This window comes from Alkalibacillus haloalkaliphilus (assembly GCF_007991275.1).
Classification (GTDB): domain Bacteria; phylum Bacillota; class Bacilli; order Bacillales; family Alkalibacillaceae; genus Alkalibacillus; species Alkalibacillus haloalkaliphilus.
This window is the reverse complement of sequence record NZ_BJYA01000002.1, coordinates 188,255-211,800: the sequence shown is the minus strand read 5'-3', so window position 1 is coordinate 211,800 and position 23,546 is coordinate 188,255. Positions and strand designations below refer to the sequence as shown.

The 23,546-nt window shown below is 37.2% G+C and carries 20 protein-coding genes; all 20 read right to left on the bottom strand.

Annotated features, from left to right (window positions below; genetic code table 11):
* Window positions 1-2: 2 nt before the first annotated feature.
* Window positions 3-1,217 (bottom strand): aspartate kinase, encoded by a 1,215-nt coding sequence (gene dapG / locus AHA02nite_RS03730; RefSeq protein WP_146814518.1) that lies wholly within the window; start codon window positions 1,215-1,217, stop codon window positions 3-5.
* A gap of 14 nt (window positions 1,218-1,231) precedes the next feature.
* Entirely contained in the window at window positions 1,232-2,281 is a 1,050-nt protein-coding gene (locus AHA02nite_RS03725) for an aspartate-semialdehyde dehydrogenase (protein ID WP_146814516.1), read from the bottom strand.
* Between the two features lie 76 nt (window positions 2,282-2,357).
* Window positions 2,358-2,942 carry a dipicolinate synthase subunit B gene (locus AHA02nite_RS03720; RefSeq protein WP_017186071.1) on the bottom strand — a complete coding sequence of 195 codons (585 nt, stop codon included), beginning with the start codon at window positions 2,940-2,942 and terminating at the stop codon, window positions 2,358-2,360.
* Window positions 2,943-2,961: 19 nt separating this feature from the next.
* Entirely contained in the window at window positions 2,962-3,837 is an 876-nt protein-coding gene (gene dpaA, locus AHA02nite_RS03715) for a dipicolinic acid synthetase subunit A (protein WP_146814514.1), read from the bottom strand.
* Window positions 3,838-3,974: 137 nt separating this feature from the next.
* Window positions 3,975-4,214, bottom strand: coding sequence for a YlmC/YmxH family sporulation protein (locus tag AHA02nite_RS03710; protein ID WP_146814512.1), 240 nt, complete (start codon window positions 4,212-4,214; stop codon window positions 3,975-3,977).
* A 32-nt stretch (window positions 4,215-4,246) separates the two neighbouring features.
* Window positions 4,247-5,467 (bottom strand): M16 family metallopeptidase, encoded by a 1,221-nt coding sequence (locus AHA02nite_RS03705; RefSeq protein ID WP_146814510.1) that lies wholly within the window; start codon window positions 5,465-5,467, stop codon window positions 4,247-4,249.
* A gap of 863 nt (window positions 5,468-6,330) precedes the next feature.
* Complete coding sequence (pnp, locus tag AHA02nite_RS03700) at window positions 6,331-8,442, bottom strand: polyribonucleotide nucleotidyltransferase (RefSeq protein WP_146814508.1); 2,112 nt, start codon at window positions 8,440-8,442, stop codon at window positions 6,331-6,333.
* Between the two features lie 142 nt (window positions 8,443-8,584).
* Window positions 8,585-8,854 carry a 30S ribosomal protein S15 gene (rpsO, locus tag AHA02nite_RS03695; RefSeq protein WP_017186076.1) on the bottom strand — a complete coding sequence of 90 codons (270 nt, stop codon included), beginning with the start codon at window positions 8,852-8,854 and terminating at the stop codon, window positions 8,585-8,587.
* A gap of 125 nt (window positions 8,855-8,979) precedes the next feature.
* On the bottom strand, window positions 8,980-9,924 hold the full coding sequence (locus tag AHA02nite_RS03690; RefSeq protein WP_146814507.1) for a bifunctional riboflavin kinase/FAD synthetase: 945 nt from the start codon (window positions 9,922-9,924) through the stop codon (window positions 8,980-8,982).
* A 13-nt stretch (window positions 9,925-9,937) separates the two neighbouring features.
* Window positions 9,938-10,849 (bottom strand): tRNA pseudouridine(55) synthase TruB, encoded by a 912-nt coding sequence (truB, locus tag AHA02nite_RS03685; RefSeq protein WP_146814505.1) that lies wholly within the window; start codon window positions 10,847-10,849, stop codon window positions 9,938-9,940.
* A gap of 116 nt (window positions 10,850-10,965) precedes the next feature.
* The gene (gene rbfA / locus AHA02nite_RS03680) at window positions 10,966-11,310 is read right to left on the bottom strand and encodes a 30S ribosome-binding factor RbfA (protein ID WP_146814503.1); all 345 of its coding nucleotides are present in this window, start codon (window positions 11,308-11,310) and stop codon (window positions 10,966-10,968) included.
* A 25-nt stretch (window positions 11,311-11,335) separates the two neighbouring features.
* Window positions 11,336-11,614, bottom strand: a complete 279-nt coding sequence (locus AHA02nite_RS03675) for a DUF503 domain-containing protein (RefSeq protein WP_146814501.1) — start codon at window positions 11,612-11,614, stop codon at window positions 11,336-11,338.
* Window positions 11,611-13,776, bottom strand: a complete 2,166-nt coding sequence (gene infB / locus AHA02nite_RS03670; protein WP_146814499.1) for a translation initiation factor IF-2 — start codon at window positions 13,774-13,776, stop codon at window positions 11,611-11,613. The genes AHA02nite_RS03675 and infB overlap by 4 nt, the downstream gene beginning before the upstream one ends.
* 17 nt (window positions 13,777-13,793) lie before the next feature.
* On the bottom strand, window positions 13,794-14,096 hold the full coding sequence (locus tag AHA02nite_RS03665; RefSeq protein ID WP_146814497.1) for a YlxQ family RNA-binding protein: 303 nt from the start codon (window positions 14,094-14,096) through the stop codon (window positions 13,794-13,796).
* 3 nt (window positions 14,097-14,099) lie between these two features.
* Entirely contained in the window at window positions 14,100-14,366 is a 267-nt protein-coding gene (rnpM, locus tag AHA02nite_RS03660) for an RNase P modulator RnpM (protein ID WP_146814495.1), read from the bottom strand.
* Between the two features lie 13 nt (window positions 14,367-14,379).
* The gene (gene nusA / locus AHA02nite_RS03655; RefSeq protein WP_146814493.1) at window positions 14,380-15,477 is read right to left on the bottom strand and encodes a transcription termination factor NusA; all 1,098 of its coding nucleotides are present in this window, start codon (window positions 15,475-15,477) and stop codon (window positions 14,380-14,382) included.
* Between the two features lie 17 nt (window positions 15,478-15,494).
* Window positions 15,495-15,965 (bottom strand): ribosome maturation factor RimP, encoded by a 471-nt coding sequence (rimP, locus tag AHA02nite_RS03650; protein ID WP_146814492.1) that lies wholly within the window; start codon window positions 15,963-15,965, stop codon window positions 15,495-15,497.
* Between the two features lie 217 nt (window positions 15,966-16,182).
* Window positions 16,183-20,481, bottom strand: coding sequence for a PolC-type DNA polymerase III (locus AHA02nite_RS03645; protein WP_146814489.1), 4,299 nt, complete (start codon window positions 20,479-20,481; stop codon window positions 16,183-16,185).
* Window positions 20,482-20,558: 77 nt separating this feature from the next.
* A complete protein-coding gene (locus tag AHA02nite_RS03640; RefSeq protein ID WP_146814487.1) occupies window positions 20,559-22,259 on the bottom strand; it encodes a proline--tRNA ligase in 1,701 nt (566 codons plus the stop codon).
* A gap of 26 nt (window positions 22,260-22,285) precedes the next feature.
* Window positions 22,286-23,542, bottom strand: a complete 1,257-nt coding sequence (rseP, locus tag AHA02nite_RS03635) for an RIP metalloprotease RseP (RefSeq protein WP_146814485.1) — start codon at window positions 23,540-23,542, stop codon at window positions 22,286-22,288.
* Between the last annotated feature and the right edge of the window lie 4 nt (window positions 23,543-23,546).

Below are 23,546 nucleotides of genomic sequence, written 5' to 3'. Positions count from 1 at the left end.
AATTAACGATCTTCGAGAAACTCTTGGTGTAATGCGTTAACCGCATTTTCAAGGTCTTGTTCTTTTACTAACACCCATATAGTAGTATGGCTATCTGCCGACTGTAATATTTGGATGTTAAATTTTGATAATGCTGATACGACACGAGAAGCAACACCTGGAACCCCTTGGATTCCAGCACCTACTGTTGAAACTTTTGCGCATTTTTCAACAATTTTATAATCATAATTTAACGCTTCTATTATAGAAGTAGTAGTCTTTAGTTTGTGTGTAGGGACAGTGAATGTTATACCATCTGTTGTAATATTGAAAAAGTCAACTGAGATTTGTTCTGTTGCTAATTTAGTTAATACGTCATTATGCAAACGAATTGAATCTTCTTTAGTATATACTTTAACTTGTGTAATGCCAGAAACGTGTGCAATACCAGTAACAAGTCGATCTTTAAAGCCTTGGTCGACTGTTTGGTCTTTCTTTGCAGTTACTAAAGTACCGGCATCATTCGAGTATGTTGAACGTACTCGAATCGGAATCTTTTCTTGCATTGCAATTTCAACAGCTCTAGGGTGAATTACTTTAGAGCCTTGGTATGCTAAATGAACAATTTCATTATATGTCATTACTTGTAAAGTTTTAGCATTTTCAACAAGTCGTGGGTCCGCAGTTTTAATTCCATCTACATCTGTAAAAATGTCAACATATTCAGAGTCCATCGCGGCTCCAAGTGCAACAGCAGATGTATCAGAACCACCACGACCAAGTGTTGTAACATTACCACCCTCATCTTGGCCTTGGAAACCAGCTACGACGACAACATCATTGCTTTTTAAGTACTTATGAATTTCTGTTGGATCGACTTTATTAATTCTAGAGTCTGTATAATCACTAGTTGTTAATATACCAGCACGCGACCCTGTTAGCGCAGTAGCCGTTACACCTTGTTGTTTCAACTCATGGGTAAAAACGACAGACGAAATCGTTTCCCCACATGACATTAATAAATCAACTTCACGTTTTGTTACATCTGTTTCAGGATAATCTATTAAATCTAGTAAAGAGTCCGTTGCATATGGTTCACCTTTGCGCCCCATTGCAGAAACGACTACGACGACTCGATACCCTTCATCAATTGCATCCTTTATATGTTGAATTGCACGACCTCTGATCGCTTCATCACGAACAGAGGTCCCACCAAACTTTTGCACTAACGTTTTCATCTTTGCACCTCAACTTATGCTTCAGAGTTTATTTCGATTAATGCTTGAGCGATTTGTACTGAATTCCAAGCAGCACCTTTTAGTACGTTGTCTGCTACAACCCATAAGTGGAATCCGTTTGGTACGTCTAAGTCTTTTCTTACACGACCGACAAAGATATCTAATTTGCCTTCTGCTGATAGTGGTGTTGGGTATCCTTGGTTTACAATATCATCTTCTAATACAACACCAGGTGCGTCTTTAATAGCACCTTGTAATTGAGGAACTGAAATGCTCTCATCATCAATTTCGACATAGATGCTCTCAGCGTGTGAATAGAAAAACGGCAAACGCACGCATGTTGCAGCTACATTTAAGTCAGGAAGACTCATAATTTTCTTTGTTTCGTTAACCATCTTCATTTCTTCAAATGTATAGTGGTTATCTTCAAATGTATCGATCTGAGGCAACGCATTAAACGCGATTGGGAAGTGCTTTGGCTCAGATTTCACTGGCATGATTTCTGTATGAACTGTTTCACCATCTAACATCGCACGTGTTTGATGCTTAAGCTCTTCAATTGCATCATTACCTGATCCTGAAACAGACTGATAAGTTGAAACAATGATACGGTTTAAACCATATTTTTCACGGACTGGCTCTAATGCCGCTACCATTTGAATAGTTGAGCAGTTAGGGTTAGCAATAATTCCTTTGTGATCTTTAATGTCCTCTTTGTTCACTTCAGGAACAACTAATGGAACATCTTCATGCATACGGAATGCACTTGTGTTATCAATAACAACAGCTCCACGGTCTACAGCTTCTTGTGCTAACTGTTTAGATACTGACCCTCCTGCTGAAAATAACGCAATATCAATTCCTTCAAATGCTTCTGGAGCAGCTTCTTGAATAGTCACTTCTCCACTTTTGTATTCAACCGTTTTTCCGACTGAACGCTTTGATGCTAACGGACGTAGTTCATCAATTGGGAACTCGACCTGTTCTAACATCTCAATTATTTTTTCACCTACTGCACCTGTTGCTCCTACAACTGCTACATTGTATCTGCTTTTTGCTTCCACTTTTATTCCCTCCATAACTACGTATATAAATTTTCTATTAACAGTCTATCATATTTTTATATTATTAACACCTTTGTTAATATTCTCTTAACATTGGCTGCAGTTGCTCACCGTCAAGCGCTTTTTCAACTGTGTTTGGTAGCAGTGACATATGTGCTACTAAAGACGTAGGTTTCTTTACTGGATCATCTTGCCCATATGGTACAAAGTAAACATGTTTAGCAGCTAAAAGTTTAGCAATATTTGCAGCATTTAATCCTAACGCATCGTTTGTAGAAATTGCCAAAACAACTGGTTTACGATTTCTTAACGTTGCTTTAGCAGCCATTAAGACAGGGCTATCTGTTAATGCATTAGCAAACTTGCTTAATGAAGCACCCGTCATTGGTGCAATAACCATACAATCTAATGGCTCTTTAGGTCCTAGCGGTTCTGCTAAAGGGATTGTGTTTACTAGTGGCTTTTGCGTGATCTCTTTAATTCTAGCAATATGTTGTTCAGCCTCGCCGAACTTTGTGTCAGTAGTCTGAACTGTATAAGATACTATCGGTACAACTTCAGCACCGCGATCAACTAAATCTTGCAAAATTGGAAATGTCTCATCATACGTACAATGTGAACCTGTTAACCCGAATCCTATTCTTTTACCTTTTAAATCCAATCAAACCGAACTCCTTCCGTTATTCATGATCATGCATAACGGTTTGAATGACATGGGCTAAAATCTTACCAGCTGTTTTCGGTGCGACCATCCCTGGCAAACTAGGTGCGAGCATAGCATTGACGCCACGCTTTTTAGCATAACGAAAATCTACCCCACCTGGTTTTGACGCTAAATCGATAATTAAACAGTCCACTGGTAGTGCACTTATAATTTTGGGCGTTACGATTAAATCTGGGACTGTGTTAATTAATATGTTACAGTCCTTTACTGAATCGACAAGGTCAGTCTCTTCTAATGGTTTAGCATGTGACTCAAACACTCTCGCTAAATCATCATTCTTTCGTGCGTATACTGACACATTTGCACCTAACCCTTGAAAAGGTCTAACTAACGTCTTCCCAACTCTTCCAAATCCTAAAATAGTTACGTTAGAATTATGAATAGTAAAGTCTGTATGTTGAATCGCTAGCATGATGGCACCTTCAACTGTTGGAATTGAGTTATAGATTGCAACATCATCTCGGTCCATCAATGCGACAATGCGGTTTTGAAAGCTACTTAATTGTCTTAAGTATGGTGTCATAATCCCAGTAAACATTAAACAGTGGTCGGGAAATTCATTTAATTGTTCTTCGGTTAGCTGTATAGAAGAATCACTAAAATGAGTATCTGCATAACCATCCTGATCTAACCCAGTAATCGGTAAGATGATTGCGTCGATTTGATCTTTCACTAAACGATCTTCAGTCGTTAAAATAACATTTTCTAACTGATCTTCCGCTTCATCAAACCCAATAGCATAGACACTAGCATCAAATAAAGACAATTGTTTAATTAACTCAATGTACCTGGCGTCGCCACCTACAATTAACACTGACTTTCCTGTTAACATCTCATCACCTGCCCATTATCATTCAATCCAATATATACTATGTAAACGTCTAGGAAAAGTGAAAACTGACTTTCCAAATTTTAAGGAAAGCCAGTTATACGTATAATTTCAATAAAGTTTTTCGGTTTCATATGGTTTTAAAAGTTGGTTCGTTTAATGACAATCATATCGTCACCAATAACTTCAATATCTGACCATTTAATAGTAGCAGTGGATTCTCCCTTTTTAAAACCTAACATTGAGTAATCTTGGATCACGATTCGCTCAATTTGCCCAGTTGTTTCGTTAATTTCTAAGTCGGTATGTCCTAACACACCTAATCTTTCTCCACGGTCCGCATCAATTAATTCTTTTCCTGATAAGTCTCTATAACGCATAAACATCTACCTTTCCAGGAGGGTTTATACCATTATATGCTCTCAGGTGAAATCAATGCACGTGCTGGCTTAGAATTAAACATTTCATTAGCAATTTTCTTAAGGTCAGCATGTGTTACTTTTTCTAGTTTAGTAATCAACTCATCAAGTGTTAAATGAGGCTGCTGTAATAGCTCATTACGACCGTTACGATTCATTCGACTACTTGGATTTTCTAACCCTAATACTAGTTGTCCTTTTAATTGCTGAATTGTATTTGTCAATTCTTGATCAGTAATGCCATTCACTTTAATATCATCTATAATACTATTAATAATAGCTTCCATTTCTTCAAGTTGATCAGGTGCTGTTGCACTATAAATTGTTAGTATTCCGTTATCGCGGAATGGGTTGTGAAATGAAAATATAGCATAAGACAAACCTTTTTCTTCTCTAACTTGCTGGAACATCCTAGAGCTCATACTACCGCCTAGTACGTTGTTTAAGACAGAGACAGTTAATACTTCATCCGTTCCAATAGGATAGCCATTATAACCGATACACAAGTGGGATTGACTTGTATCGTCAGTTTTTTCTATATTTCCTGGGGTGAATATTGTTTTCATGCTGTCTTCAAGCTGATCATTCGACCTAACATCCCCTAAGTGTGTAGACACTTTGTCACGAAAGTTATTTGGTACGTTGCCTGCTATTGAAACGACCATACGTTCAGATGTGTAATATCGCTCCATGTAATTTAAAATATCTGACCTATATAAATTATTTAACGCTTCACGACTACCTAAAATTGATTGTGACAATGAGTGTCCTTCAAAACTTATCTCATGTAAATAGTCATGAATGATGTCATCTGGATCATCTTCTGTCATTAGTATCTCTTCTAATACGACTTTCTTTTCTCTTTCAAGCTCTTCTTCATCAAAATTAGAATTTAAAATCATATCAGACAGCACTTCCAATGCTTCTTCAGCATGTTGGTCCATAACTCTTGCATAAAGACAAGTGTACTCTTTTGAAGTAAATGCATTGACCTGTCCACCAATTTTATCGAAAGCTTCAGCTATATCTTTTGGAGACCTTTTGTCAGTTCCTTTGAAAAGCATATGTTCAATCAAATGTGAAATACCATTAATATTTTCGGGTTCATTGCGTGATCCAGTCAAAATCCATATTCCGATCGAAACAGAACGAACCCCGTCCATTTGCTCCTCAACCACTTTTAAGCCGTTGTTGAGTTCGTATCTTTGTAACACTGTATTAATCTCTCCCATTAACTATTAATTATTTCGGTTCTATTTCAAATGTGGTGGTGTATAAATTTAATAAATATATTGATCATCGCTCCATCAAAATGCTTCGCTTTCCGCGGGCACGGCTCGAGCCTCCTCGGCCCAAAGAACGGGGCCTGTGGGGTCTCGAGACTCGTGCTGTTCCCGCTGGAGTCTACGCATTTTGATTCCGCTTAATACACCTTACCTAACAAAAAAGTGTTTTTTATGATCTTTATTCTGTAATAGATGCTTTATTTAATCATTGTAGCATCAATTAGTGCCATAAAACCTTTCGACGTTATCTTTCAAATGATTTAATATCATATGATATACGTTTCAACACCTTATTGATACTATTAATACCCTCTGTGATAAAATGTTGTTGTACTCATATCGCCTCTCTTTTTGCTAGTGTTTTAGCCGACTTTAGGATAACAAGAGATGGCGAATGAGTGTATTTTTTTGTTTTGAATGGGATGTTCGACCCCATCTTAAAGATCAGGATGTGACGAGCGAAAGGCGGCGACGCCAGGTCGGCTAAAAGCGGCCACGTCCTGTGTCCAACGCCGACATTAGACCATCCAGGCCATGGGGACAGCACGAGCTGAAGATCCACTGGGGAAAGCGTATTTCTTTCCCCAGTTAGCTGAAGCCGTGCCCCTGCATAGAAAACCCTGCGATAAACGACCTTGGGGAGTTTGAGCAGATGTTGACCTTGTGCCCTATGGATAAAAGCGTCCACCGAGAGCGGATCACCTGATACCAACGGTTCCGGTAAGACAAATCTATAAATATGATGACATAAAAAAGAACTGGTAAACACCAGCTCTATCTTATGTTTCCAACTACATGGATTGTTCAGATTCTTGCTCTTTTAATGCTGCTTTACGTGATAAGTTAACTCGACCTTGTTGGTCAATTTCTTTAACTTTAACTAACATCTCATCACCGACATCTGCTACGTCAGTTACATTTTTGATGTGTTGTTCATCAAGTTCACTAATATGAACAAGTCCATCTTTACCGCTGAATAGTTCTACGAATGCTCCGAACTTTTCTACGCGTTTAACTTTACCTAAATAAATCTTACCAACCTCAACCTCGCGCACTAAATCTTCAATGATTTGTTTTGCATGGTTAATCTTAGTACGATCTGGAGATGAAATGAAAATGCGACCATCTTGTTCAATGTCGATTTTAACATCTGTTTCTTCGATGATTTTATTAATCTGTTTGCCGCTTGGCCCAATAACATCACGAATTTTATCTGGTTTAATAGTAATTTTTTCGATTTTAGGTGCGTATTCAGAAAGTTCTTCACGTGGTTGTGGAATTGTCTCAACCATATGATCTAAAATTTCCATGCGTCCTTTTTTCGCTTGAGTTAAAGCTTCTTCTAAAATTTCTTTTGATAAACCGTCAACTTTAATGTCCATTTGTAGCGCTGTAACACCTTCGCTTGTACCAGCGACTTTAAAGTCCATGTCACCTAAAGCATCTTCCATACCTTGAATATCAGTTAGTACCGTATAGTTCTCACCAGACTTAACTAATCCCATTGCAATACCTGCAACTGGTCTCTTAAGTGGTACACCAGCATCCATCATCGCCATTGTTCCTGCACAAATACTAGCTTGTGAAGTAGAACCGTTAGATTCTAAAATTTCAGAAACAACTCTAATAGTATAAGGGAAATCACTATCATCTGGAATGACAGGGTCTAAGGCACGTTCACCTAATGCTCCGTGGCCAATTTCACGTCTACCTGGTCCACGGACAGGACCTGTTTCACCTACACTATACTGTGGGAAGTTATAATGGTGCATAAAACGTTTTTCTTCCTCAAGGTCTAAACCATCTAGAATTTGCACATCACCTAAAGGCCCAAGAGTACATACACTTAAAGCTTGTGTTTGTCCACGAGTGAACATTGCAGATCCATGTGTTCTCGGTAAAACTTCTGTACGAGAAGTTAATAGACGAACTTGATCTACTTTACGACCATCAGGGCGAATTTTATCTACAGTAATTAAACGACGTACTTCTTCTTTTACAATCGAATCTAACACCGCTTTAACTTGTCCGATTACGTCACTTTCTGCTTCTGCTTCTTCATATTGTTCTATAATTTCTTTCTTTACAGCGTCAATTGCTTCTTCACGAGCTGATTTTTCTTCTGTTTTAATTGCAGAAACTAGCTTGTCTTTTGCTAATTTTTCTACTTCTGAAGCAATGTCTTCTTCTGGAGTGAATAATGTCACTTCCATTTTCTCTTTACCTACTTCTGCCATAATCTCTTCTTGGAATGCTACTAAACGTTTAATCTCTTCATGTCCAAACATAATCGCTTCTAACATAATATCTTCTGGAACTTCTTCTGCGCCTGCCTCAACCATGTTGATTGCATCTTTCGTTCCAGCTACCGTTAATTCGATGTCACTTTCTTTCATTTGTTCAATTGTAGGGTTAATAACAAACTCTCCATTTACACGACCTACATTAACACCAGCAATCGGTCCATCAAATGGGATATCTGAGATGCATAGTGCGAGGGAAGAACCGGTCATAGCGGCCATTTCCGAAGAACAATCTTGATCAACACTCATTACAGTACTCATTACTTGTACTTCATTTCTAAAACCATCAGCAAATAATGGTCTAATTGGTCGATCAATTAAACGAGAAGTTAAAACAGCTTTATCACTTGGTTTACCTTCACGCTTTATGAAACCACCTGGAATCTTACCAACAGCATATAATTTTTCTTCATAGTTAATTGTAAGTGGGAAGAAAGGTAAATCTTTAGGTTCATTAGAGGCTGTAGCAGCTACTAATACTGATGTATCACCGTACCTTACCATCGCTGCACCATTTGCTTGTTTAGCAACTTCTCCAATTTCAAATGTTAATTGTCTTCCACCAACATCGATCGAATATGACTTCATTTCATTCGTCATAGTTTTAATTGCTCCTTCCAAAAACTGTTCTTATGTAATCACAAGTACACTTTTATTATTCATTTTATTACTTGTCGCTATGCTTGTAAAAGCCTTATGATAAAGAAAAAGCGGGTGATATCCCCGCTTTTTGTGACAAACCTTATCGACGTAGACCAAGTTGATTGATCAATTCACGGTAGCGTTGAATGTCTTTGTTACGTAAATAGTTTAACAAATGACGACGTCTACCAACCATTTTCATTAAACCACGACGAGAGTGGTGGTCATTTTTGTGCTCACGTAAGTGATTGTTTAAAGTAGTAATCTGTTCTGTTAGGATAGCTACCTGTACCTCTGGAGAACCAGTATCATTCTCGTGAGTCTTAAATTCGCTGATTAATTCGCTTTTGCGTTGTTGTGAAATTGCCATCCTATTCACCTCCTAAATTTTTTAATCCCCTTCTTCCTAGCATTCGGCGGAGAGACGTTATGCCAAGAACAAGGTTAGCTTCATACAATAAATACAATACACGTTATAAGTGCCAAATGCAAGTATTATCTATATTTCGATAAGATTTTTTTTGCTTCAACCTCATCCTGTTTTATTCGATCGACTAATGTATCAACATTGTCGAATTTTTCTTCATCACGGATGTAATGTAGAAATGAAACAGTAATTTCTTCACCATATAGATCTTGGTCAAAATCAAAAACATTGACTTCAATAATTGGCTTGTCATGTTCACCTTCAAATGTAGGGTTGTAACCGACACTTGCCATTCCACCATATGTTTGATTGGCGTATTCAACTTGCACAACATAAACGCCTACTCTTGGTACTTTATGTTCTGGATCAACATCTAAATTAGCAGTAGGAAAACCAATCTCTCTACCTCGCTTGTACCCTTCTTTAACTTTAGATCTAATTTTAAATGGACGACCTAAAAGTTGTTCTGTGTACTCAATGTTACCTAAAGAAAGTTGTTCCCTTATTAAGGTTGAGCTAACTTTTTCGTTTTTAATAGAAACTTGATCGACTACAGAATGGGTAAACCTTCCTTTTGAATAGCTTTCCATCTCTTGAATTTTCCCAGCCCCTTTATGGCCGAAAGAAAAGTCAAATCCACCTACTACATGTTTTACATTTAAGTCAGTGAAAAACTGATCAACAAATGATTGTGGTGATAGTTTAGCTAAATGACGATCAAAAGTCACAATAATTACATAATCTAATTCCATACTTTTAAACAAGTCGAGCTTTTCATCAAGTGATGTTATTAAGTAATCAGATAGTGGCTCTCCTTTAATAACTGTTAAAGGGTGTGGGCTAAATGTCATAACACCAGATTTAATATTAAGTTCCTTTGCTTGATTGATTGCCGTTTGTATCACTGCTTGATGCCCTTTATGTATACCATCAAAATAACCTACAGCAATACTAACTTCATCTAATGTAGGGAAATGGCTACTTTCACTCAATGACAGTTCGATAACTTCCATAAATTCACCTTCTTTACGATTGCAATACCTTAAACGGTTTAATTTGACCAGCTTTAGTCGGGTGCTGTTGATATAATGCAATTAATTGTCCTAATTCATCTTCAACTCTAAACAAGTCAACTTCTTTTAGTTTAGAGGGAACAGGTAGTACTTGTCCATGCTTAAAACGAATAATTTCATCAGTATTTGCTTTATATGATGGCAAAAAAGATAAAGGTTTTGATGGATTAACAATAAACTTTTCGACATCTCCATCATTTTTTGCGTCTTCTAATTGCTCAAATGTAACAGCCTCATTTGATTTAAATGAACCTGCCTCTTCTCTTACTAAGTGAGACATGTGTGCAGGGAACCCTAGCCTTTTACCAATATCAACACAAAGAGTTCTAATATAAGTCCCGCTAGAACAAGTAGCTTGAAAAGAAAATCTTACATCTTGTTGATTGTGTATTTTTAACTGTTGACTTAAGTTAGTTATATTATAAATTGTAACTTCTCTACTCGGGCGATCTACTTCAAGTCCATCTCGAGCATATTCATATAGTTTCATTCCGTTAACTTTAACTGCTGAATACATAGGTGGAACTTGGGTTAGTGTACCTTCAAAATGGTTTAAAACATCAATACATTGGTCAATAGTCAATGTTTCAGGAATGTCTCTCTGATCAACTACTTCACCTGTGTGGTCTTCAGTCGTTGTTTGTTTACCTAAGGAAACTTCAGCAACGTATGTTTTGGGTTGGTCAGTAATTAACGTCGTCAATTTTGTAGCCTTTCCTACAGTAATCGGCAATACACCTTCAACTTCAGGGTCTAACGTACCAGTGTGACCAATCTTTTTGGTCCTTAAGACTCCTCGTAGTTTCATAACACAATCGTGTGAAGTCATCCCTTTTGGCTTCCATAATGGAATAAATCCGTTCATTTGATGCACCTCTTTTATGTAAAAGCTTTTGGGTTAGTACACCCAAAAAGTTTATATCTTAAATACACACTAAAGGATAGACGTAATTGTCTATCCTTTAAACGTGTATATAAAGGTTATTCCTTATTGAGATCATTTAAAATGTTTTCAATTTTGTTTCCGTATTGAATAGCTTCATCAATTTCAAATGAGATCTCTGGCGTTTTACGTAATCGAATACGTTTGCCAATTTCAGTTCTAATGAAACCTTTAGACTTTGTTAAGCCAATTAATGTTTCTTCTTGTTGTACATCATCACCGAAAATGGAAATAAAAACTTTCGCTTGTTGTAAATCCCCACTTACTTGTACGTCTGTTACTGTAACAAACCCGACACGTGGGTCTTTAATTTTTCTTGATAAAATATCGCCGAGCTCTTTTTTCATTTGCTCTGCAACACGATTTGATCTAACATTACTCATTTATTATCACCTCGGAATTTTAGGGTTACAACCATTCGTATTCAATAATAGTCGTATCCAAGTCGGTGCGTGATTCAATTGTTTCTACAACTTGTTGTAGAACTCGCTCAGCCATGACTTTATCGGTAGAAACAACAGCTATTCCGAATGCTGATCGTTGCCATGTATCATGGAAATCAATTTCAGTCATACTTACATTAAACTTTTTAGTGATTTGGTTAGTCACTTGTTTAATAATTGAACGTTTGCCTTTTAAAGATTGAACATCATAAAGTAAACATTCGACGTAAGCATATCCGATCATTGCTTTTTAATTTCCTCCATTACGAACGCTTCAATGATGTCGCCTTCTTTTATGTCATTGAAGTTTTTAATCGTAATACCACATTCGTAGTTTTGTTGAACTTCTTTAACATCATCTTTGAAACGTTTTAGAGAGTCAATTTCCCCTTCAAATTGTACAACGCTGTCACGGATAACACGGATACCAGAATTACGAGTAATCTTACCATCTGTAACGTAAGAACCTGCAATTGTACCAATCTTAGATACTTTGAACGTTTCACGTACTTCAACTTGACCGATTACTTTCTCTTCATACTCTGGGTCAAGCATACCTTTCATGGCTGCTTCGATTTCTTCAATAATTTTATAAATGATACGATGTAAACGAATGTCGATTCCTTCTGTTTCTGCAGCGCGTTTTGCATTATTATCAGGTCGAACGTTAAATCCAATAACAACAGCGTTTGAAGCAGATGCTAAAATGATATCTGATTCCGTAATCGCACCAACACCAGTATGGATGATGTTAATCTTCGCACCTTCTACATCGATCTTACGTAAAGAAGAAGCAACAGCTTCGACTGAACCTTGTACATCAGCTTTTACAATAAGATTGATTTCTTTTAGATCACCTTGTTTAATTTGATCAAATAATTCATCTAAATTTAGCTTACCTGTTGATTCACGCTGTTCTTCAACTTCTTTTTGCTCACGTATTTCAGCGATTTGCTTAGCTTTTTTCTCATCTTTAAATACTACAAATTGGTCACCTGCTTGCGGTACTGAATTAAGACCAATAACCTCTACAGGTGTTGATGGACCTGCTGAGTTAACACGACGCCCTAAGTCATCACTCATAGCACGTACCTTACCATAAGTGTTTCCAATTACTAAAGAATCACCCATATTTAACGTACCATTTTGCACTAATAAAGTAGCTACACTTCCGCGGCCTTTTTCAAGTTGAGCTTCGATTACTGTACCATTTGCAGGTTTATTAGGGTTAGCTTTTAGCTCTTCAACCTCTGCAACTAAGTTAATCATCTCTACTAAATCATCAATACCTTCACCTTTTAAAGCTGATAGCGGCACATAAATTGTTTCTCCGCCCCAGTCTTCAGGTACTAGTTCGTATTCCGTTAGTTCTTGCATAACACGACTTGGATCTGCGCCTTCTTTATCAACTTTGTTTACTGCTACAATAATTGGCACCTCTGCTGCTTTCGCGTGGTTGATTGCTTCAACTGTTTGAGGCATGACTCCATCATCGGCAGCAACGACTAAGATTGCAATATCCGTTACTTGCGCACCACGGGAACGCATGCTAGTGAATGCCGCGTGACCAGGTGTATCTAAAAATGTTGTCTTTTTACCATCATCATCAATTTGGTAAGCACCAATATGCTGTGTAATTCCACCCGCTTCGCCTTCTGTCACTTTTGTTTCGCGAATCGAGTCTAAAAGCGTAGTTTTACCATGGTCAACGTGTCCCATAATCGTAACGATTGCTGGACGGATTTGTTGATTTTTAGCTTCATCTTCTTCAATGAAGTTGTTTAGGTCCGTTTGATCAACAACAACTTCTTCTTCAACTTCAACGCCAAAATCATCACAAATTAGTTCAATTGTTTCTTGATCTAATTGCTGATTAATTGTAGCCATTACACCTAGCATCATAAGCTTTTTAATGATTTCTGAAGAGTCTTTGTTTAACTTTTCAGCAAGCTCCCCAACTGTTAAAGAACCTTGATAAGTGATTTTGCTTGGCACTTCTTGGGAATTTTGTTTAGGTTTCTGTTGTTGGTCTTGTCTTCTATTTTTGTTGTTACCTTTTTTATTGTTTCTGTTGTTTTTCTTGTTTTGGTTAGCTTGATTATTTTGATTGTGGTTTGATTGTTTTTGGTTATTATGGCCTTGTTTTTTCTGATTATTGTTGTTTCGACCTTGCTGCTGTTGATTGTTGGATTGTTTTTTAGGCTCTTGCTTCTTCTCTTCTTGTTTTGGTTCCGATTTTTTTTCTGTTTTCGGTTGATAAATTCCATCCAATTGTCTAATTGTGTTTTCTGTAATAGTAGACATATGGTTTGAAATTTCAACGTCTAATTCTTTTAATTTATTAATAACTTCTTTACTTGAAACGTTTTGTTGTTTGGCATATTCATATACGCGCATTTTTTTCATACATTCACCCCCGAGTATTATTCCGGTAACAATTGCATTAACTTGTTTGAAAAACCTTCATCATTTACGGCAATTGCCACTCGCCCTTGCTTCCCAATTGCTTGAGATAGCGTATTACGATCATCAGCAATTCGAAAAGGGACATTATAGCTACGACATTTATCTGTGAGTTTTTTAGTTGTGTTTTGAGAAGCATCTCCTGCAATGATCACTAATTTTGCTTGCTGTGATCGAATGGCATCGATAATCGCTTCTTCACCAAGTGTTATCTTCCTTGCTCGGAATGCTAGACCTAGTAAGTTTAAATAGTTATGACTCACTTTTTACTCACTCACTTTACTTAGTAATTCGTCGTAGATCTCATCACTAACTGTTGCATTTAAATGTTTATTTAACACTTTCGTTTTTCTCGCCTTTTCAATTGTATCTTGGTCATTACTTAAATAGGCGCCTCTACCGTTCTTTTTGCCGGTATCGTCAACGAAAACCTCACCCTCTTTATTTCGAACAACTCGAATGAGCTGTTTTTTTGGTACCATTTCTTGTGTCACAACACACTTACGTAAAGGTTCTTTCTTTTTACTTGCCATTATTCATCACCCCTTACAGTTCGTCGTCGTGATCTTCTACATTTGCTTCAGGAGAGCTGTCATTTAACAACCCTTCTTCTGTTGCTTCTGATTCGCTTTTAATGTCAATTTTCCAACCTGTTAATTTAGCAGCTAAGCGAGCGTTTTGCCCTCTTTTACCAATTGCTAGTGACAGTTGGTTATCAGGTACAATAACTGTTGTTGCATGCTCTTCTTCATCTACTAATACATCGATTACTTTTGAAGGGCTTAAAGCGTTTGAAATATATACAACTGGATCTTCGGAGTAGTGTACGATATCGATCTTTTCACCGTTCAGTTCATCAACAACTGTCTGCACTCTCTGTCCTCTTTGACCAACACATGATCCAACTGGGTCAATTTCTGGGTCTTCAGCGTGTACACTAATTTTTGAACGATCGCCAGCTTCACGTGATACTGACATAATCTCAACGATTCCTTCGTAAATTTCAGGAACCTCAATTTCAAATAATCGCTTTAATAATCCAGGATGAGTACGAGATACATAAACTTGAGGTCCTTTGCTCGTATTCTCTACTTTTGTGACATAAACTTTAATTCTGTCATGCACTTTATAAGACTCACCAGGCATAACTTCATTAATAGGTAATTTACCTTCAATCTTTCCTAAGTGGATATAAAGATATCTTTGGTCCATACGTTGAACTGTTCCTATTAAGATATCATCTAAGCGATCAACAAAATCGTTATAGATTACACCGCGCTCAGCCTCACGAACTCTTTGTGTTACAACTTGTTTTGCAGCTTGAGCCGCAATTCGTCCAAAGTTTCTTGGTGTAACTTCACGCTCTACGACATCTTCAACTTCATATGTTGGATCAATTTCTCTAGCTTCTTCAATTGAGATTTCTAAATCGTCGTCTTCTACTTCATCAACAATTTGAAGTCGTGCGTAAACTTTAAGTTCACCATCATCTGAGTCTAAATCAACTCTAACGTTTGTTTTCGAATTGAAGTTCTTCTTGTATGCTGAAACTAGTGCTGCATCAAGAGCTTCATAAAGAACTTCACGATCAATGCCTTTCTCATCGGCTAAACTTTTCATTGCATCTAAAAGATCTGTATTCACCAATTAAACCTCCCTTATTAAAATGACACAGCTAAATGTGCATTCGCGACTTTTTTATATGGTATAGTTACTTCTTTTGTTTGAGTTTTAACTTTAACTACAAGTGTTACTTCATCGTTCTCAAAGCTTTTAATATCGCCAAAGAACTCTTTTTCACCATCAATAGGTTCGAACGTCTTTATGTAAACATAAGAACCGACAAATCGCTCGAAATCTTCCCTCTTCTTCAGCTTGCGTTCTACACCTGGTGATGACACTTCAAGAAAATAAGCACTTTCAATTGGATCTTGTTTATCTATTTGTTCACTTAATTGCTCACTTACTTTCTCGCAATCTTCAATGTCGATGCCTCCATCTTTATCTACATATACTCGTAAGAAATGGTTTTTCCCTTCTTTAACGAATTCAACGTCTACTAATTCTAGGTCCATCGCATCTACTATTGGTTGTGCAATCTCTTCAGTTAAAGTTACAATCTTTTTACTCAAATTCATACCCTCCTTAATACAACTAAGTAATACTTTAAATTTATATAAGCATTCTTTCATTATTTTAGGCAATAAATTGCCCTGCTGTTAACGTGTTCAGCAGGGTGAGACAAAAGGAAAGAGTGGGTTTCCCCACTCTTTACCGTAATCGTATCTTTTGCTTATCCAATATGAAATATACCATACTGATTGAATATTTGCAACCCTGGAGACTAGTCTAGAACAAGGATAGCTGATTTTGATCAGGTAATCCTTCCAAGCAACCATGCGTGTCTAAGTACTCTAATACTGTCTTAGATATACGTGATCGCTCACGCAAATCTTCTTTTGAAAGGAATTCACCTTCTTCACGTGCCTTCACAATGTTTAGTGCTGCATTAGTACCTAATCCATCAATTGAATTGAATGGTGGGATTAATGTATCACCATCAACAATAAACCTTTTAGCATCTGATTTATAAAGGTCAACTTTTTGGAAAGAGTACCCTCTCATTGTCATTTCTAACGCTAGTTCTAACACGGTTAATAAGCTTTTCTCTTTCGGAGCCGCGTCATTACCTTTTTCAAGAATGTCTTCCACACGTTGCTTGATTGGTTCTGCTCCTCTTACCATCGTGTTAATATCAAAATCATCTGCACGCACAGAGAAGTAAGCTGCATAAAATTCGATTGGATAATGAACTTTGAAATAAGCAATTCTAATGGCCATTAATACATATGCAGCAGCGTGTGCTTTCGGGAACATGTATTTAATCTTTTTACAAGACTCAATATACCAATCAGGTACACCATGCTTCTTCATTTCTGCAATCCACTCATCTTTTAGCCCTTTACCTTTACGAACAAATTCCATGATCGTGAATGCTAATGATGATTCAAGTCCTTTGTGCATTAAATAGACCATAATATCATCACGACAACCGATTACATCACCAATTTCGCAAATGCCATCATTAATTAAATCTTGAGCGTTACCTAGCCATACATCAGTACCGTGAGATAAACCTGAAATAATAACTAGCTCATTAAAAGTTGATGGCTTAGTATCTTCAAGCATTTGCCTTACAAATCGTGTACCGAACTCTGGCACTCCAAGTGTTCCTGTTTTACACAAGATATCATCGGCTGTTACACCTAAAACCTCTGGACCACTAAAGATTCTCATCATTTCAGGGTCGTTTACTGGCACATTTTCAGGATCAATTCCTGTAATATCTTGTAACATACGTATCACAGTAGGATCATCGTGTCCTAAAATATCGAGTTTTAATAAGTTGTCATGAATCGAATGGAAATCAAAATGTGTCGTTAACCATTCCGAACTTTGGTCATCAGCTGGATATTGAATTGGCGAGAAGTCGTAAATCTCGTATTCATCTGGTACAACGATAATACCACCTGGGTGTTGTCCTGTTGTACGTTTAACGCCGGTACAACCTTTTACTAACCGGTCCACTTCAGCTTGTCGATACATGAATTGGTTGTCTTGTGCGTATCCTTTAACATACCCGTATGCAGTTTTTTCTGCGACTGTACCAATAGTACCTGCACGATAAACTTTATCTTCCCCGAATAACACTTTAGTATAATGGTGAGCTACAGGTTGGTATTCTCCTGAGAAGTTCAAGTCGATATCAGGTACTTTATCCCCTTTAAAGCCTAAGAATGTTTCAAATGGGATATCTTGTCCATCACGATTATATTCTGCACCGCACTGTTCACAACTTTTTTCAGGTAAATCATAACCAGAACCTACACTTCCATCCGTGAAAAACTCATAGTGCTGACACTCAGGACATACATAGTGTGGCGCTAATGGGTTAACTTCGGTAATTTCCATCATCGTCGCGACAAATGACGAACCTACTGAACCACGCGAACCAACTAAATAGCCATCCTCTAATGATTTTTTAACGATTTTTTGAGAAATTAAATAAATAACCGAGAAGCCATTTTCGATAATACTCGTTAACTCGACTTCAAGTCGGTCAGTTACGATGTTAGGTAAGTCTTCTCCATAAATGCTTTTAGCACGGTTATAACACATATCTCTAATCTCTTGGTCTGCACCTTCAATATTTGGTGTATATAAATCGTCTTTAATTGGTTTTAACACATCAACTTGATCGGCTACCCAGTTTGTATTTGTAACTACAATTTCTTTTGCTTTTTCTTCACCAAGGAATGCAAAGTCATTTAGCATTTCTTGTGTTGTTTTAAATGGCACATTAGGTAGCGTTTGGCGGTTTAACGGATTCCCACTTTGAGAGCCAATTAATATTTGTCGATAAATTTTTTCGTGTTCGTGTAAGTAATGGGTATTACCTGTTGCTACTACTGTTTTACCTAAGCGTTCCCCTATTTCAATCAACTTCTTAATCAATTGTTTAATATGCTCAAGCGATTGTACATTCTCTTTTTCGATTAAGTGATAATAGTTCATTGGAGGTTGAACTTCGATATAATCGTAAAACTCAGCCACTTTTTCTGCTTCTTCCTCAGATTTAAGGGCAATAGTATCAAATAATTCCCCTTGATCACATGCTGAACCTACTAAGATGCCTTCACGATGTTTTGATAACTTTGAACGCGGTATTCTTGGGACTCGGAAAAAGTAATCAATATGCGCTAACGATACAAGCTTGAATAAGTTCTTTAACCCTTCTTCAGTTTGAGCTATTAAAGTAGCATGCATAGGTCTAGAACGTTTGTATGCATCACCTTGTCCTACATAACGATTTAAATCTTGATGGTTTTCAATCTCTTTTTCTTTAGCCGTTTTAACTAACGCCCACATTAAATAACCAGTAGCTTCCGCGTCATATATTGCGCGGTGGTGTTGTGTCAACTCAATATTTAATTGTTTACACAATGTATTTAAACGGTGGTTTTTTAAATTAGGGTAAAGTAAACGTGCTAACTCAAGAGTGTCGATGACAGGATTAGTTACTTTCGGTAGATCTATACGTTTGTAAGCTGCATTAATAAAGCCAATATCGAAACTTGCGTTATGGGCTACGAGTACATCACTACCACACCATTCATAAAAGTCGCGCATAACATCTTCAATTTCTGGTGCGTCTTTAACCATATCATCAGTGATGCCTGTAAGGTCAATCGTCGTTTGGCTTAACTTTTGATGAGGATTAGCAAATCGCTCAAAACGGTCAACAATTTCACCTTGATATAATTTCACGGCTGCTAACTCGATAATTTTATCGTATGTCGCAGAAAGACCTGTCGTTTCGACGTCAAATACGATATATGTTCCATCTTCAAGCATTAAATCCTTTTCATTGTATGCAATAGGAACTCCGTCATCTACTAAATAAGCTTCTAATCCATAAAGCACTTTAATATCATGCTTTTGACTTGCATTATATGCATCTGGAAATGCTTGGACTACACCATGGTCTGTAATTGCAACCGCTTTATGCCCCCAACTCGCAGCTTGTTCAACTAAACTAGTAGCTGAGACTGTAGCGTCCATTTGGCTCATCGTTGTATGTGCGTGTAGTTCAACACGTTTTTCACCATCTATACCTTCATCTTTACGTACTACACCTTTTACTTCAATGACGTCATTTCCCATCATCATAAGCTCATTCGAATACGTATCTGTTTGTACGCTCCCACGCGCTTTAAGCCACATACCTTCTTTTACACGCTTAAACTGTTCTTTTTGTTCATCACCTTTAGAGAACATCTTAATTTGGATAGAATCCGAATAGTCTGTAATGCTAATAATTAAAAGATCACGACCTGACCTTAAGTTACGAATATCTACATCAAAAACATATCCTTGAATGACCATTCGCTTCTCTTCTTCTAAAATATTGTGCATTTGAATTGGCTCATCTTTAATTTCATAGCCAATTTGTAAAGGTCCTTGATTTTCTTTCGGTTCATCTTCTTTAATCTTTTCTTTTTCAGCTTGATCTTGTATTGCTTTTTGAACTAAGTTTCTCTCTTCTTCTTGCTTCTGTTTTTGGAACTGTTGGATTTCTTCTTCATTAATTGAGACATCTAGTTGAATGTAATAACTTTTAAGCCCATGCTTATCACAGTATTCTTTAAACAGTGGATCTAACTTCTTCTTAATCACGTTAGCCTCTGCATCATTACGAGCACTTAAAGTAACATTAGGTCCTTCAATTTTCGGTACTTGAGAACAGATAAATTCTTTATACGCTGGAAATAAATCATGTATAGAATGTATGAAATCATGCCAATACGTTTTAAATTCTTCATCCTCAAGATCGCTATGATCATTTGTAATAACTACATCAACGTCCGCAATATGATGAAAGGCCGTTTTTAAGTTAGCTTTGAATAAAGAAATGGCTTCAAATTTAAATGGAACGGGGTTATGTAAGTGAAACTCCCACAGTTTTTTATCTTTATAAACCGTTAATTTATTTAATATGGTTTCAGAAAAGTGCTCATTGACAACATCAGTTGGCATATTAACTTGTTCGAGTAACAATGCCATTTTTTCTTTTTTATTTAGGTCCATTTCAAGTCCCTCTCTTAAAGGTTATATCATTTTAGTAAACCCTTGTCTCACACGAAAGACAAGGGTTTACATCAAAATTATGAATGAAGTGTTTTTAAGAAGTCAACAAGTTCATCAATATGAATATCTTGCTGTTCTCCTGTCTTACGATGTTTATACTCAACATAACCTTCACCTGCTCGTTTACCGACTGTAACCCGGTGCGTTACACCGATTAAATCACTATCATTAAACTTAACGCCAGCGCGCTCTTGACGGTCATCATATAAAACATCAAAGCCTTTAGACTGAAGCTGTTCATAAACTTGCTCAGCTACTTCAACTTGTTCTTCTTTTTTGGCATTTAAATTAATAATGTGCACATCAAATGGAACAAGTGAGTCCGGCCAGAACATACCATTGTCATCATGGTATTGTTCAACTACAGCAGCTAAAGTTCTTGTCACTCCTATACCATAACAACCCATCACATAGTTTTGTGAACGTCCTTGTTGGTTTAAGAATGATGCTCCTAATTTATCAGCATATAAAGAACCTAGCTTAAATACGTGACCGACTTCAATTCCTTTTGCAAATTGAATGGTACCTTGTCCATCTGGAGAAGGGTCACCTTCTTCAATAAAACGCAAATCTGCATATTGGTTTATTTCAAAATCTCTATCAGGGTTTACATTTTTGAAGTGGTAACCATTTTCATTAGCACCACATGTAGCATTGTGTAACGATTTAACTGCGTGATCAGCAATAACCTCAACACTTTCAGGTACATTGATAGGTCCTAATGAACCGAAACCTGCTCCGACAGCATCAATTGTTTCTTGTTCAGTTGCCAATTCAACTATTCCTGCATCGAATAAATTTTTCACTTTGACGTCGTTTACTTCATGATCACCACGTGTTACGACTAACACAAGACGTTCGTCCACTTTAAACATAATAGCTTTCATGCCTTCAGCAAGTGAATGGCCTAAGTAATCAGCTACCTCTTGCATTGTTTTCGCATTAGGTGTTTCGACTTTTTCAAGTGGTTTCGCTTCTTCATTACTTTGTTCATATTGTGTAACAACAGGCGCCATCTCAACGTTAGCTGCGTAATCTGATGTATCAGAGTAAGCGATTGTATCTTCACCTACGTCAGATAATACCATAAACTCATGGGTGTCTTTACCACCCATAGCACCAGAGTCCGCAATTACAGCTCTAAAGTTCAAACCGCACCGTTCAAATACACGCTTATATGCATTAAATAATTGATTGTAAGTTTCATCTAAAGACTCAAAATCTTCATGGAAGGAATAAGCATCCTTCATTAAAAACTCTCTTCCTCTAAGCAAGCCAAAGCGAGGCCTTTTTTCATCACGGTACTTCGTTTGAATTTGATAGACTGTTAGAGGTAATTTTTTGTATGAATTGATTTCATCTCTAATTAAAGAAGTTACAACTTCCTCATGCGTCGCGCCAAGCGCAAATGGTCGTTCATGACGGTCATTAAGACGCATTAACTCTAAGCCCATCGTATCCCAACGCCCAGAAGTTTCCCATAGTTCTGCAGGTTGTAGACTTGGCATTTGAATTTCTTGTGCACCTGCACGGTCCATTTCTTCACGGACGATATTTTCTAAATTGCGCAAGACTTTTTTACCTAATGGCAAAAAGTTGTACACCCCTGAAGCTAGCTTGCGGATATAACCGGCTTTCAGTAGTAATTGGTGACTTGCTATTTCTGCTTCTTTAGGTACTTCTCGCAACGTTGGAATCAACATATTACTTTGTCTCATATTAGATTCACCTCAAAATACGATTTTTACATAAATAAACGTTCTATATCATTCCATGTAACAACGATCATCAGCAACATAAGTAGTGCAAAGCCGATAAAGTGGACCACGCCTTCTTTTTGAGGATCTACTGGTTTCCCTCTAATGGCTTCAAGTCCGATAAACATTAACCTTCCTCCATCTAAGGCAGGGAGAGGTAATAAGTTAATAATACCTAAATTAATACTTAACATAGCCGTCCACATTAAAAAGTTTAAAAACCCTGTTTGTACAACGTCATCTGTTGCAGAATAAATACCAACTGGACCTGCTAACGCATCAAGAGATAATTGACCAGTCACAAGTTGCCCAAGAGCGTTTATTATTAATACGGTTATGTCATATGTTTGTGTAAAACCATATAAGATGACATCTCCTGGGGAATCTTCAAACATTCTCATAACGCCGAGTCTGCCAATTGTTTCGCCTTGTTCTGTGAAGGATTCTGGCGTAATGGATTTGGATAAAAGTTCGCCATCTCTTTCTACAGTCACATCTAATTGTTCATCAGGTCGTTCCTGCACGTACATAACAAAGTCCATCCACGTTTCTATAGATTGACCATTGATCGATACGACTTCGTCACCTTCCATCAGTTCAGCCTGTTCTGCAGGGCTATCTTCTTGCACTCCACCAATTAAAGCTTCATCTACTGGTACCCCCTGCAGAAAACCAAGACCAATAAAGATTGCGATTGCTAATAAGAAGTTCATCGCAGGACCAGCAAAAACTTGTATCCCTTTTTGGCCGACTGACTTAGAACCAAATTGACGGTCATATGGGGCAATTAAAGTTTCTTTATCATCCATGACAAACAACGCTTTTCGGTCAACACTATATTGATGGTGTTCATCAGTATCTAACTCATAACAGTCTATTTTTAATTCATGATCTAAATCTACTTGCTCTACTTCTACAATTTTAGCATTAGGGTAATTAGATTTATTGTTTACGATAATCTTATTCACATCACCGAAATCATTAAATTCTAAACCGATATGATGCCCTGGTTTTAGCTCTATAATTTCAGGGTCTTCACCTGCTACTCTTACGTAGCCACCAATTGGGAGCAAACGTACTGTATATAATGTTTCGTCTTTACGATACGAAAAAATCTTCGGTCCAAACCCGATCGCGAATTCACGGGCTAACATTCCGGCTCTTTTTGCAAAAATGAGATGACCTAATTCATGGATAAATACTAATAGGCCAAACATGAAAATAAAGGCAATAACAGTATTCAATACT